Here is a 13,709-nt window from a genome sequence, read left to right on the forward strand (position 1 = left end):
CCCCGCCGGTACGGTGCCGGCATGAGCGCCGACACCCACCCCGTCGACTGGTCCGCCGGCACCTGGCTGAATCCGCCCGAGCGGGCCGAGGAGGCCGCCGACGGACTGCTGGTCGAGCCGCGTGCGGGCAGCGACTTCTGGCGGCGGACCAGCTACGGCTTCGTGCACGACGACGGGTCGGCGCTGCTCGCACCGTTCCCGGTGGACAGTGCCGTGGAGGTGGGCTTCCGGCTCGACTACGCCGCGCAGTTCGACCAGGCGGGGGTGCTGGTCCGGGTGGACGAGCGGCGGTGGACCAAGGCGGGGGTGGAGGTCAGCGACGGCCAGCCGCAGGTCGGGGCGGTGGTCACCGACGAACGGTCGGACTGGTCCGTTGCCCCGGTGCCGGAGTGGTCGGGGCGGGAGGTGACGGTCCGGGTCAGCCGGGCTGGCGACGCGCTGACCGTACGGGCGCGGGTGGCGCGGGAGCCGTGGCGGCTGGTCCGGGTGGCCCCGCTGGACCCGGCGGCCGAGGCGTCGGCCGGTCCGTACTGCTGCTCGCCCAGCCGGGGCGGGCTGGTGGTCCGCTTCACCGGGTGGCGGCGGGGCCCGGCGGACGCCGCCCTGCACCCGGCGGGCTGAGCGCGCTGGGCGGTGGGGCCGGTCACCTCAGGTGTGACGGCGCGGGGCCCGGGTACCACCCTCGGATCCCCCGCGCGGAAGGACGGCCATGGCCCTCGCCCAGAGCGTCGACCCGAACCAGTTCACCGGACTGACCGGGTGGGTGGCGGGCGTCATCGACTCGCTGGGCGCGCTCGGGGTGGCGCTGCTGGTCGCCCTGGAGAACGTCGTCCCGCCGATCCCGAGCGAGATCGTGCTGGCGATGGCGGGTTACCTCTGTGCCGAGGGCCGGTTCAACGTGGTGCTGATCGTGCTCGCCGCGACGGCCGGGTCGCTGCTCGGCGCGGTGGTGCTGTATTGGCTCGGTGCGGCGCTCGGCGAGGAACGGCTGAAGCGTTGGCTGGACCACATCCCGCTGGTGGACCGGGATGACCTGGAGAAGGCCGACCGCTGGTTCGAGCGGTACGGCAGGTGGGCGGTGCTGGTCGGCCGGTTGGTGCCGGTGGTGCGCAGCCTGGTGTCCGTCCCGGCCGGCGCCAACCGGCTGCCGCTGGGCGAGTTCCTGCTGCTCACCGCGCTGGGCAGCGGAGTGTGGAACACGTTGATCGTCGGGCTCGGTTTCGCCCTCGGCTCCCGCTGGCAGCAGGTCGACCGATACAGCGACTGGTTCAACTACGCGATCTTCGCGGTGTTCGGCCTCATGATCGCGAGCTGGGCGACGAAGAAGATCCGTCGCCGTCGCGCCCGGCGCGGCCGGCAGTCGGTGACCGCCGGCCGCTGACCGCGACGCCGCTCAGTACCTCGCGGTGATCGAGGTGAACTCCCAGGTGTTCTGGGCGATGCCGGAGCAGTTGGAGACGACGCCCCCGCCCGGGCAGGCCCGGTCCCGGTTCACCGACCAGAAGGTGAACCGGGACAGCCCGCGGGCCTTGGCCCAGTCCCGGATCTGGGTCCAGGTGGCCGGGGAGGTCAGCTCCTGCTGGTCGGAGAGGCCGTTCATGCCGGAGATCCCCATGTGGGCGTACGCGGTGGCGTCGGACCAGCCGAACGCCGTCTTCAGCGCGTTCTTCAGCCCCTCGGCCGCGTTGACCGTGCTCTGGTACATGTTCGCCCCGCCGCCGAAGTCGAACGGCATGATCGTGAAGGTGTCGATGTTGGCGCCGAGCGCGGCGGCCTGGTTGATCAGGCGGGTGCCCCACCAGGACGGCCCGGAGGTCGTGGTGCCGAAGGTGACGATCGTCCGGATGCCGGGGTTGTTCTGCTTGACGATCTTCAGGGCGCCGAGGATCCGGTCCTGCACCACCTCGTTCTCGAACTCGTCGCTGTTCTCGATGTCGATGTCGATGGCCTTCAGCCCGTACGCGTTGATGACCTGCTGGTAGGCGCCGGCCAGCGCGCTGGCCGAGGAGCAGTTCGGGCCGAGCTTGTTGCCGCTCCAGCCGCCGAAGGACGGGATGACGTCACCGCCGGCCGCCCGGATCGCGGCGATGGTGTTCGCGTGCGCGCCGCCGGTGAGCGGGCCGCTGCCGTCCCAGGCCGGCGTGCAGCCGCCGCCGGAGAGCACGAACGCGATGGTGAACCACTTGATCCCGGTCGCGCCCATGACGGTGGACGGCGCGGGCGGGTCACCCCAGCCCGGGTAGAGGTAGGGCGCGGCGGCCATCGCGCCGCCCCCGCCCGTGCACCCGGTGGTGCTGGCCGACACGGCCGCCGACTTCGCCGACTCCCCACTGCCGTTGTACGCGGTCACCGTGTAGCTGTGCGCCGAGCAGGCGGCCAGGCCGGAGACGGTGGCCGAGGTGCCGGTGACGGTGGCCTTCACGCTGGTGCCCTCGTACACCCGGTAGCCGGTGACCGTGCCGGAGACGGCGTTCCAGGCGAGCGAGACCGACGTGTTGGTGGTGCCGGTGACCCGCAGGCCACCCGGGGTGGCCGGGGCCCCCGGGGTCCCGCCGCCGGTGCACGGGCCGCCGTTCACGGTGCAGTTGGTCGGGTTGCCGGTGCCGTTGATGTTGAAGCCGAAGGTGGTGCTGGCGCCCGGGGCGAGGGTGCCGTTCCAGGACTGGTTGACCGCGGTGACGTGCTGGCCGGAGGTGGTCAGCCGGGCGTCCCAGAACGCCCCGAGGGTGCTGCCGGTGGGCAAGTCGAACTGGACGTTCCACGAGGAGATGCTGGCCGAACTGTCGTTGGTGACGGTGAACTTCGCCTCGTACCCGGTGTCCCAGCTGGTGACGCGGACGAAGGTGGCGGTGGCGGCGGAGGCGGGTGGCGCGGCCACGACGGTGGTCGCGATCAGGGCGGCGGCGAGCGCGGCGGCGAACGTCGCCACCCGGGCGGAACGGAGTCTCACGGCGTCCTCCAGGGACCGTTGTGGTGGGGGGTGCCGGCCTGCGCGGACCGACGTGGAGGGTATCCATGACCGTCGACGTCTGCGCCCATTATTAAGAGTGTTAACTGTTTCTGTCCAGAGGGGACCTGTGCGTCCGGAAGGGCCCCTTCCGCTGCGCGAGGCGTCGAGAAGGAGCCCTTCCTTACGGTCAGCGGCGGAAGGTGAACCAGTTGACGTTGACGAAGTCGGCGCCCTGGCCGCTGCTGAAGGTCAGGTAGACGGCGTGCCGGCCGGTCACCGCGCCGACGTTGCCCGGCACCGAGCGCCAGCTCTGCCAGCCGCCGGTGTTGGCGATCGCGAAGCTGCCGATCGGCGCGCTAGTCGGGCTGTCCACCCGGACCTCGACCAGCCCGCTCACCCCGGCCGGCGCCCCGGAGGCGACCCGGGCCACGAAGTCCCGCGGCGGGGTGGCGCCGAAGTCCACGTTGTCGTAGCGGACCCAGTCACCGTTGCTCAGCCAGCCGATGTTCTGGCCGCCCTCGGCGCACGCCTCCACCTGCACCCCGTACTGGGCGCTGAACGCCTCGGCCTGGATGGTCGAGTACGCGTCCACCGCGCCGCCCGGCGGTGGGGTGGTCGGTGGCGGGTTGCCGCCGCCCCGGCTGTAGACGGCCACGTAGTCGACCAGCATCGGCCGGCCGGAGACCGTGGCGGAGGTCGGCGTCGAGTAGCCGGCCACCCCGTTCGGGAAGCCGCCGCCCATCGCCACGTTGAGCAGCAGGAAGTAGCCGCCGTGGTTGGTCATCTGCCCCCAGTACGGCTCGCCGACCTGCGTCTGGCTGACGGTGTGGAAGAGTTGGCCGTCCACGTACCAGCGGAGCTGCTGGGGGCTGACCGAGGCGTCCCACTCGAAGCGGTACGTGTGGAACGCCGACTGGCAGGTGCTGCCCGGGCAGGCCCGGGAGTTGCCGATGCCGTTGAACTCGTTGCACGGGCCGCCGGGGGCGACGCCGCAGTGCAGCACCCCCCAGACCGAGTTGATCCCGTTGACGTTCTCCATCACGTCGAACTCGCCGATGCCCGGCCAGTTCTGGTAGTTGCCCCGGTAGGGCGAGCCGAGCGCCCAGAACGCCGGCCAGTAGCCCTCCGCCTGGGCGCCGGTGACGTTCGGCATCTGGATCCGCCCCTCTAGGGCGAGGACTCCCCCGGCCGGTGGCTTGAAGTCGGTCCGGACCGTCTCGATCCGGGCCGAGGTCCACCGGCCGGCGCCGTCCTTGAGCGGGGTGATCCGCAGGTTGCCGGCGCCGTCCTGGCTGAGGTTGGCGGTGTTCGAGGTGTACGTCTGGATCTCGCCGGTGCCCCAGTTGGCCGGACCGCCCGGGTAGCTGGTGCCGGTGTCGATGATCCAGTTGGCGGACGAGGGCAGGGTGCCGGCCGCGCCGGTGAAGTCGTCACTCCACACCAGACTCCAGCCGGACGGGGGCGGCGGGACGGCGGCCTGGGCGGTCAGCGAGACGGCGGCCAGCGCGGTGGTGGTGGCGAGCACGGCCGCCGTGAGGGCGAGCCGCCGGCGCGACGGGCGCACGGCGGAGGGGGCGGCAGACGCCGCCGGGACAGGATTCATCGGGGTGCCTCTCTGCGGGGACGGGTGCGAGAGAGCGCTCTCTGAGGGCGATTTCTACGCGCCCGTCCCCGCATTTGTCAATGCACGTCGATGCCTTCCGGCTGCGGTCGGCGCAGTACGGCCTGCTCCAGGGCGGTCCAGCCGGTGCTGATGACCAGGTAGAGCACCGCCGCCAGCGGCACCACGAGCGCCACCAGCAGCGTCGTGTACGGCAGCAACGGCACCAACCGGCCCAGCAGTGCGCCGCCCGGGCCCGCGGTGGGCGTACCGGCGGCCGTGGCCGCCCGCCGGGCCCGCCGGGAGGACCACCAGGCCAGCGCGAGCAGCGCCGCCAGCAGCACCCCGAAGACCGCCAGCACCGGACCGGAGAGCCCGTCCCCGAGGTGCCAGCCCAGCGGTACGCCGGCCAGCCGCTCGTCGAGCAGGCCACCACCGGTCCCGTCGCCGGTGGCGAAGAGGCGGTACATGACCAGGAAGAACGGCGCCTGCAACAGCGCCGGGAGGCAGCCCGCGACCGGGCTGGCCCCGGCCCGCCGGTAGAGCGCGAAGAGTTCGCTCTGCAGGCGGGCGGGGTCGTCGGCGTACCGCCGCTGGAGGTCGCGGACCTCGGGAGCGAGCGCCGCGCGGCGCCGCTCCCCGCGGACCTGCGCCACGGTAAGCGGCGAGATCAGCAGCCGGACCCCGATCGTGAACAGGACGATCGCGGCGGCCGTGGCGGCTCCGCCGGTCAGCGGGACCAGCGTGTCGGCGAGCCAGGTGACGACGGTGGCGGCGGCGGACGCCGCGGTGTGCAGTGGTGCGAAGGCGAGCATGGGGAACCCCTCGGTCCGATACCCGGATGTCCCGACGAAACGACACGTCCCGGCGCGACGGGTGACGACGGAATCGGCCGCGCGACCATCCGCCCGGGCCCGGCGCAGCCGGGGATGGCGGGGCGCTACGCGACCGAGGGGTGCAGGCCGGGTGCGCGGGGACGCGGCCGGCCGGCGGCGTCCGGGTCGGCCTGGCGGGGCACCCGGCGACCGCGGGCCCGGGCCCGCAACGCGGTCGCGTGTCGCCCGCCGGGCGGGTCGGGCAGCGTCCGCACCCGCAGCGCGAGCAGCGTGGCCAGCAGCAGCGCGGCGGCCACCGCCGCGCCGGCGAGCAGCTCCACCGGTCGGTCCGCGAGCACGGTGAGCTGGGCGAGGGCGTACGCCCACGTCCCCGTCACCGCCACCAGAATCCCCGGCACGCCGATCAGGCTAGAACCCGCTGTCACGCCCCCGGCCGAGTCGCCCGGGTCGCACCGACAGATCGGCGATGTGGCGGCATCCCACTGAGCGCGACCCCGCCAGATCGGCGACCTGGCGCTACCCGCCCGATCAGGAGCCCTCGCGGACCAGGGGGAAGGGCAGGGTCTCCCGGATCGACCGGCCGGTCAGCAGCATCACCAGCCGGTCCACGCCGAGGCCGAGGCCACCGGTGGGTGGCATGGCGTACTCCAGCGCGGTGAGGAAGTCCTCGTCCAGCTCCATCGCCTCCGGGTCGCCGCCGGCCGCCTTCAGCGACTGCTCGGTGAGCCGGCGCCGCTGCTCGGTCGGGTCGACCAGCTCGGTGTACGCCGTACCCAGCTCCAGCCCGAACGCCACCAGGTCCCACCGCTCGGCCAGCCGCGGGTCGTGCCGGTGCTGCCGGGTCAGCGGCGACACGTCGGTCGGGAAGTCCAGGTAGAACGTGGGCAGCTCGGTGCGCGCCTCGACCAGCCGCTCGTAGAGCTCCAGCAGCACCGCGCCACGCCCCCAGCGCGGGTCATACGACACCCCGGCGGAGTCGCAGAGCTTGCGCAGGGCGGCCAGGTCGGTGTCGGCGGTGACCTCCTCGCCCAGCGCGGCGGAGATCGCCTCGTCGACCGTGCGCACCGGCCACTCGCCGCCCACGTCCACCAGTTCTTCACTGCCCGGGCGGCGGACCACCGGCGCCCCGTGCACCGCCACCGCCGCCGCCACGATCAGCTCCCGGGCCAGCTCGCGCATCACGTGGTAGTCGGCGTACGCCTGGTACGCCTCCAGCACGGTGAACTCCGGGTTGTGGCTGTGGTCGACGCCCTCGTTGCGGAACGCCCGGCCCAGCTCGTACACCCGCTCGACGCCGCCCACGGCGAGCCGCTTCAGATACAGCTCGGGCGCGATCCGCAGGCTCAACCGCAGGTCGTACGCGTTGCTGTGGGTGACGAACGGGCGGGCGTTGGCCCCGCCGTGCACCCGCTGGAGGATCGGCGTCTCCACCTCCAGGAAGCCCCGCCCGACCAGCGCGGCACGCAGGCTGTGCAGGACCGCGCCTCGGGCCCGCAGCAGCTCCCGCGCGTCGGGGTTGATGGCGAGGTCCAGGTAGCGCTGCCGGACGCGGGCCTCCGGGTCGGCCAGCCCGTGATGCTTGTCCGGCAGCGGACGCAGGCACTTGGCGGTGAGCCGCCAGTCGGCGACCCGCACCGACACCTCGCCGTGCCGGGTGGCGTACACCTCGCCGGTGGCCCCGACGTGGTCGCCGATGTCGACGGCGCCCCGCCACCGGTCCAGGTCGCGCTCGAGCATGAGCTGGAGGTCGCCGCTGCCGTCCCGGACGGTGGCGAAGAGCACCCCGCCGTGGTCCCGCACCAGCATCACCCGGCCGGCCACCGCCACGGTCTCGCCGGTCCCGGTGTCCGGGGCCAGCCCGGCGTGCCGCTCCCGCACCGCGGCGCAGCGCTCGGTGCGGGGATAGCCCACCGGGTACGGGTCGACCCCCTCGGCGCGCAGCCGGTCGAGCTTCGCCACGCGTACCCGGACCTGCTCGGGGCGGTGCGCCGGGGCCGGCTCCGGCGGGACGGCCCGGACCGTCGCGGCGGCCGGCGGCACGAAGCGGACGGCGCCGCCGGCCGGCGGCACCCCGTACAGCGGGGTGGGCCGGCCGCCGGGCAGGGCGAGGAAGCCCTCGGCGGCCGCCGCGGCGAGGCCGACCCGGGCCAGTTCCCGGCGCTCCCCGAAGCAGAGGTAGCGGGGCGTCCAGTGCGGCTGGTACTTGGCGTTCGACTGGTAGAGCGACTCCAGCTGCCACCAGCGGGAGAAGAAGAGCAGCGTGTGCCGCCAGAGCTGGATGACCGGGCCGGCGCCGATCCGGGCGCCCTGCTCGAACGCCGAACGGAACGCCGCGAAGTTCAGCGACACCCGCTCGACGCCGAGACGGGGGCCCGCCGTCAGCAGCGACACCACCATGAACTCGATGACCCCGTTCTCGGCGGTGCGGTCCCGGCGCATCAGGTCCAGCGACAGCCCGTGCGCGCCCCACGGACTCAGCGACAGCAACGCCCGTACCCGGCCCTCGCCGTCCCGGGCCTCCACCAGCACGCACTCGCCGTCCGCCGGGTCGCCGAGCCGGCCCAGCGCCATCGAGAAGCCCCGCTCGTGCTCGGTGTCCCGCCAGGTGGTGGCCAGGTCGGCCAGGCCGGCCAGCTCCTCCGGGGGGATCTCCGCGTGCCGGCGTACCTGGGCGGTGTAGCCGGCCCGCTCCACCCGGTGCACCGCCTGCCGGACCGGGCGCATGTCGCGGCCGTCGAGGTCGAAGTCGCGGGTCAGCAGGATCGCCTCGTCGCCCAGCTGCAGCACCTTGAGCCCGTGCCGCTGGTAGGCCCGCGCCCCGGCCTCGCTGGCCCCGATCACCGCCGGGGTCCAGGCGTACTCGCGGGCCTGACCGAGCCACGCGGCGATGACCGGACCCCACGCCTCCGGATCGCCGATCGGGTCGCCGCTGGCCAGGCTGACCCCGTTGACCACCCGGTAGGTGATCGCCGCCTTCCCGCTCGGCGAGAAGAGGGCCGCCTTGTCCCGCCGGGTGGCGAAGTAGCCGAGCGAGTCCCGCTCGCCGTACCGGGCGAGCAGCTCGCGGATCCGCTCCTCCGCGTCGGGGTGCAGCACCGCGTTCGCCCGCTGCGAGCGGACCAGGGTGAACAGGCCGGCGACGAAGGCGATCGCACCGAACCCGCCGAGCAGCAGGTTGACCCAGCCGGGGGCCTGACCCTTCCGGGTCACGTCGACCATGATCGCGCCGCCGAAGACCTTCTCGACCGCGTACCCGAGCCGGTCCGACCAGGTGTGCAGGCTGCCCGGCTCGACCAGGAGCAGCAGGTAGCCGAGCCCGACGGAGACCGCCGCCAGGCCGAGGAGGACGCCGAGGGCCCGCCAGACGCTGCCGCTGCGCACCTTGGCGTAGAACTCCCGCCGTGCGGCGATCAGCAGGGCCAGCGCGCCGGCGGCGAAGCCCAAGCCGACCCACACCCCGACCGTCTCCAGGGCGCCGAAGATCCGCTCACCGGCGTCGTCGGTGAGGTCGTTGCTGCCCACAGTCAGCAGCAGCCCCCCGGCCACCAGGCTGAACGCCAGGGTGAGGCTGAAGTACACGACCAGCACCCAGTACGCGAGCCGCTTGCGGCGCAGCACCGCCGAGGCCAGGGTGCCGAGGAAGACCGCGTACGCCAGGTTGGCCGGCGCGGGCACCAGCAGGGCGTCGATGGCGGTGCGGACGGGCTGGACGCCGGTGCGGAAGGCGCTGCTCAACGCGGCGAGCGCGCAGACCACCGCGACCACCCAGAGCAGGGTGGCGAAGGCTCGGGGCACCTGGCCGTGCCAGTCCCGGCCGTCGGTCACCGTCCGCGACCTGGTGTTCAAGGTCAACGCGGCCTCCCTCGCTGCCGGCGGTGGACGTCGGGCGGCCTCATCGTAGGCCCCGGAACCGTTCTCCCTCCCTCGATCAGGTGACCGATCTGCCGGGCGGGCCGCGCCGGCACGGCAGCGGCAGCGGCGGTGTTCGCGCGTACCGGCCGGTTGGTCGACGTGGTCGAGGACGTCGCCCGGCAGGCCCGCGGCTGACCGGGCCCGCCGGAGGATCTTCGCGTGACAGGATGAACGACGTGGCGGAACGGCTGATCGTCGTCGGCGGGGACGCGGCCGGGATGGCGGCGGCGTCCCAGGCCCGACGGCGCCGTGATCGGGCCGACCTGGAGATCGTGGCCTTCGAGCGCGGGCACTTCACCTCATACTCCGCCTGCGGCATCCCGTACTGGATCGGCGGGGTGGTGCCGGACCGGGATGCGCTCATCGCCCGTGACCCGGCCACCTTCCGCACCCAATTTGACATCGACGTGCGGCTGCGGCACGAGGTCACCGCCATCGACCTGGACCGCCGTGAGGTGGTCGCCCGCGACCTGGACGGCGGCGGCGAGGTCCGCGCGGGTTTCGACACCCTCTTGTACGCCACCGGCGCGAGTCCGGTGCAGCCCGAATGGGCGCGCGGCGGCGTCGCCGGGGTCTTCGGCGTGCAGACCCTCGACGACGGCGCGGCCCTGCTGGACTGGCTGGACCGCGAGCCCCGGCCCCGGCGCGCGGTGGTGGTCGGCGGCGGCTACATCGGCGTGGAGATGGCCGAGGCGCTGCTCCAGCACGGGCTCTCGGTCGACCTGGTCGAGCAGGGCGCCCAGCCCATGTCGACGGTGGACGCCGACATGGGCGAGCTGGTCGCCGCCGCCCTGCGCGAGGTCGGCATCGGCATCCGTACCGGCCTGTCGGTCACCGGCCTCCGGGAACGGGACGGGCGGATCGCCGCGGTCGTCACCGCCGAGGGCCCGATCCCGGCCGACGTCGTGGTGCTGGGTCTCGGCGTACGCCCGAACACGGCCCTCGCCGCGGCCGCCGGCCTGCCGCTCGGCCCCACCGGCGGGATCCGCACCGACCTGCGGATGCGGGTGCCCGGGGTGCCGGGGGTCTGGGCGGCCGGCGACTGCGTGGAGACCCTGCACCGGGTCAGCGGCCTGCCGGTGCACATCCCGCTGGGCACCCACGCAAACAAGCAGGGCCGGGTCGCCGGGATCAACATCGGCGGCGGGTACGCGACCTTCCCCGGCGTGGTCGGCACGGCGGTGACCAAGGTGTGCGACCTGGAGGTGGGCCGGACCGGCCTGCGGGAGCCGGACGCCATCGCGGCCGGCTTCGAGTTCGTCACGGTACGGGCCGAGTCGACCAACCGGGCCGGCTACTACCCCGGCGCCCGACCGATGACGGTGAAGCTGATCGCCGAGCGGCCCAGCGGTCGGCTGCTCGGGGCGCAGATCGTCGGCTGGTCCGAGGCGGCCAAGCGGATCGACCCGCTGGCCGTGGCGCTGTGGAACGGCATGACGGTGGACGAGATGACCGCGCTGGACCTCGGCTACGCCCCGCCGTACGCGCCGGTCTGGGATCCGATCCTGATCGCCGCCCGCCGGGCCGTCGACGCCCTCGGCCACCGCTGAGCGGCTGCCGGTTCTGGGTGCAGTTCTTGTCGCCGGGACGACAACAGATGCACCCAGAGTTCTTTGTCGGGGGGCGCGGTTAGCGTGTGGACGCTGTCGCGGTGCCGGGTCCGGCGCCTTTTCCCCTCGGAGGCATCCACATGTCGCAGGAGACGACCTACCTCGAACTGTCCGAAGTGGACGGAGGAGCGCACAAGTTCTACGAGGTCGTGGTGGCGGACACCGTGATGACCGTGCGCTACGGCCGGATCGGCGACCAGGGCCAGGTGAAGACCACCACCTACCCGGACAACGCCCGCGCCCGGGGCGCCGCCGCGAAGAAGATCGGCGAGAAGGTCCGCAAGGGGTACGCCCCGGCCGTGCGCGGCGGGCGGCAGAAGCGGCCGGTCTCCCGCCGGCAGATCGTCAGCACCCGCTCCACCGCCCGCACCGCCCCGGTGCTCTGGCGGTACGACTCGGGTGCGCCCGCGTTCGGCATCTTCATCGACGGGCAGAGCTGCATGGTGGGCAACGAGCACGGCGTGATCACCACCCTGGGGCACGACGCCCGGGTGCTGAACCAGGTCCGGCTCCCCGACGGGGTGAAGTGCATCGTCGCCGACGACGCCTGGATCTACGCGGGCTGCGACGACGGCAACGTCTACGACCTCTCCGGCAAGGTGCCCCGGGTGGCGTACGCGATCGCCCCGGACATCGACATCTACTGGCTGGACATCCACGACGGCGTGCTGGGCGTGTCCGACCGCGAGGGCGGCATTGCCGCGGTCGACCACGAGGACGAGTTCCTCTGGCGCCGGCCGGGGCGGGGCCGCTCGGCCTGGATGGTGCGCTGCGACACCGACGCGCTCTACCACGGCCACTCGCAGGGGGTGACCGGCTACGACTGGCGCACCGGGCGGGAGCTCTGGCACACCCGCACCGGGGCGGTGCTGTTCGGCTGGCAGGAGCGGGACACCGTGTTCGCCGGCACCGGCACCCGCGAGGTGGTGCGCCTGCGCAAGGACGGGCGAGCCGAGCGGACGTACCGCTGCGACTCCGCGGTCTTCTCCTGCGCCACCGCCGAGGGCGGCCGGTACGTCTTCGCCGGGGACAGCGCGTCCTCGATCTACTGCTTCGACGAGGCCGGCAACCGGCTGTGGAAGCTCGGCACCGGCTGCGGCTCGGCCTACTCGATGCAGTACCACGAGGAGCGGCTCTACGTGGTCACCACCAGCGGCTACCTGGCCTGCATCGACGCCAGCGAGCCGGCGATCCGGGCCGCCGAGGCGGGCAGCGTGCCGGAGGTGGTCGACGTGAAGGCACCGGTCCGGCTGCCCGAGCCGGCCGCCTGGACCACGGTCGAGGTGGCCACCGACGACCGGTCCGGTGTGGTGGTGGAGTGCGTCGACCGGGGTGGCCAGTTGCGCATCCGCGTGCTCTCGGACGGCTACCGCCGGGACTGGTCGGTGCAGTTCCCCAAGGGCATCCGGGAGCCGGGGGCGCGCTACCTGGTCACCGAGGTCCGGGAGTCCGGCCGGGGCGGGTTCTACCGGGCGTACGGCGACATCCGCCGCCTCCGCTGAATGGCTCCGGTCCGGGGGCGGTGCGGGACCGCCCCCGGACCGGTCACCGGCAGGTCCAGCGCACCGGCCGGACCTGGTCGTCGGACTCGAGCTTCCCGCCGAGCACCCGGCCGTCGTCGCTGAAACTGGTCACCCCGCCCTGCCGCTCGCCGCGCCAGCCGTCCGGCACGGGCAGTTTCACCGACCTCGTGTCGGTGATCACGGCGGGGACGTCATCGGAGACCCAACCGGCCATCCAGCCCCGACCGTTGCCGGTCCCGGACCAGAGGGCGCCCTTCAGTACGTCCGCCTGCCCGGTCCGCAGGTTGATCCGCACCGGGTACCTGGTTATGCCGTTCCGGGGAACCACCTTGGTGTCGCGTTCGGCGGTGCCGGTCACCCAGCCACCGGCCAACGACAGGGGCAGGAACCGGTCGGCCTGCCCGCCGGGCACCTGCGGCAACGGCAGCACCTCCGGCCGGGCGGCGCCCGGACGCCACACAACCGCGCGGGTGGGCTTGTCCGGGTGCCCGTCGGACATCGCGGCCAGGATGGTGCCGTCCTCGTCGATGTCGATGGCCGTGCCCTCCCACTGCGGGCCGGGCAGTGGCAGGTCGACCGGCTGGCTCCGGTATGAGTCCCAGACCACCGGCCGTTGGATCCAGGGTTTCCCGGGAACCAGATTGCGGTAGCCGACGATCCGGCCGGCGTCGTTGACGGCCGTCGCGCCCCCGGACGTCACCACGGGCAGACCGATGACCTCACCGTTGCGCACCGCCCACGCCCGCCACTCGTTGCCGGCCCCTAACGACGAACCCACCGCCAGGCCGGCCCGGTTCACATCCGTCAACTCCTGCATCGAGCCCGGCAGCTTGACCTCCCCGACCCGGTCCCCCTCCCAAATCAGCAGGCCGAAATCCATGCGGCCCTGCCCCTGCGGGGCCCGGCGGCCCATCAGCCACCGGCCGTCCGGGTCACCGCCGGTGACCGCGGCCCGTGGATCGCCCGGCACGGGCAGCAGTGTGGCCGTGCACACCCCCTGCCACGGGCCGGTCGGCCGCGGTTCCGGCGACGGCATCGACGGGCTGGGGCTCGCGGCCGGCGCCGGCGCCGCCCGCCCGTCCCCGCCCAGCGCCGCCGGCAGCGCGGCCATCGCCAGCACACCCAGCGCGGCCGCCCCGGCCGCCGCCACCCGGCGGTTGCGCCGCCGCCGGCGGGCCTCCCGGATCGCCCCCGGCAGGTCGATCCGCGGCGGGCCGGCCGGCTCGTCGTCCAGCCACCGCAGTCGGTCGGCGACGTGCTCGTCATCGGTCCTCATGC

10 protein-coding genes are annotated in these 13,709 nt (G+C 73.7%); 4 read left to right on the top strand and 6 right to left on the bottom strand.

The window, feature by feature from the left end; all coding sequences use genetic code 11:
* Nucleotides 1–21 precede the first annotated feature (21 nt).
* Entirely contained in the window at nt 22–621 is a 600-nt protein-coding gene (locus ACY34I_RS16200) for a DUF1349 domain-containing protein (protein WP_462755848.1), read from the top strand.
* Nucleotides 622–709: 88 nt separating this feature from the next.
* A complete protein-coding gene (locus ACY34I_RS16205) occupies nt 710–1,381 on the top strand; it encodes a DedA family protein (protein ID WP_462755849.1) in 672 nt (223 codons plus the stop codon).
* Between the two features lie 12 nt (nt 1,382–1,393).
* On the opposite strand, the gene ACY34I_RS16210 is transcribed toward ACY34I_RS16205, so the two are convergent.
* The 5 genes from ACY34I_RS16210 to lysX all read right to left on the bottom strand — a co-directional run bounded on the left by ACY34I_RS16210 (nt 1,394) and on the right by lysX (nt 9,238).
* On the bottom strand, nt 1,394–2,950 hold the full coding sequence (locus ACY34I_RS16210; RefSeq protein ID WP_462755850.1) for a cellulose binding domain-containing protein: 1,557 nt from the start codon (nt 2,948–2,950) through the stop codon (nt 1,394–1,396).
* A 187-nt stretch (nt 2,951–3,137) separates the two neighbouring features.
* Nucleotides 3,138–4,553 carry a carbohydrate-binding protein gene (locus tag ACY34I_RS16215; RefSeq protein ID WP_462755851.1) on the bottom strand — a complete coding sequence of 472 codons (1,416 nt, stop codon included), beginning with the start codon at nt 4,551–4,553 and terminating at the stop codon, nt 3,138–3,140.
* Between the two features lie 77 nt (nt 4,554–4,630).
* A complete protein-coding gene (locus ACY34I_RS16220) occupies nt 4,631–5,365 on the bottom strand; it encodes a YidC/Oxa1 family membrane protein insertase (protein ID WP_462755852.1) in 735 nt (244 codons plus the stop codon).
* 125 nt (nt 5,366–5,490) lie between these two features.
* A complete protein-coding gene (locus tag ACY34I_RS16225) occupies nt 5,491–5,784 on the bottom strand; it encodes a DUF6412 domain-containing protein (RefSeq protein ID WP_462755853.1) in 294 nt (97 codons plus the stop codon).
* Nucleotides 5,785–5,914: 130 nt separating this feature from the next.
* Nucleotides 5,915–9,238: a bifunctional lysylphosphatidylglycerol synthetase/lysine--tRNA ligase LysX gene (gene lysX, locus ACY34I_RS16230; RefSeq protein WP_462755854.1), complete on the bottom strand. Its 3,324-nt coding sequence runs from the start codon at nt 9,236–9,238 to the stop codon at nt 5,915–5,917.
* Nucleotides 9,239–9,474: 236 nt separating this feature from the next.
* Here lysX and ACY34I_RS16235 point away from each other — a divergent pair, with 236 nt between their 5' ends.
* Entirely contained in the window at nt 9,475–10,848 is a 1,374-nt protein-coding gene (locus ACY34I_RS16235; RefSeq protein WP_462755855.1) for an FAD-dependent oxidoreductase, read from the top strand.
* A 140-nt stretch (nt 10,849–10,988) separates the two neighbouring features.
* On the top strand, nt 10,989–12,410 hold the full coding sequence (locus ACY34I_RS16240; RefSeq protein ID WP_462755856.1) for a WGR domain-containing protein: 1,422 nt from the start codon (nt 10,989–10,991) through the stop codon (nt 12,408–12,410).
* Between the two features lie 43 nt (nt 12,411–12,453).
* Here ACY34I_RS16240 and ACY34I_RS16245 read toward each other — a convergent pair whose 3' ends face one another.
* Nucleotides 12,454–13,707 (bottom strand): hypothetical protein, encoded by a 1,254-nt coding sequence (locus ACY34I_RS16245; protein WP_462755857.1) that lies wholly within the window; start codon nt 13,705–13,707, stop codon nt 12,454–12,456.
* Nucleotides 13,708–13,709 lie beyond the last annotated feature (2 nt).

The organism is Micromonospora sp. RTBAU3-60 (assembly GCF_054963695.1).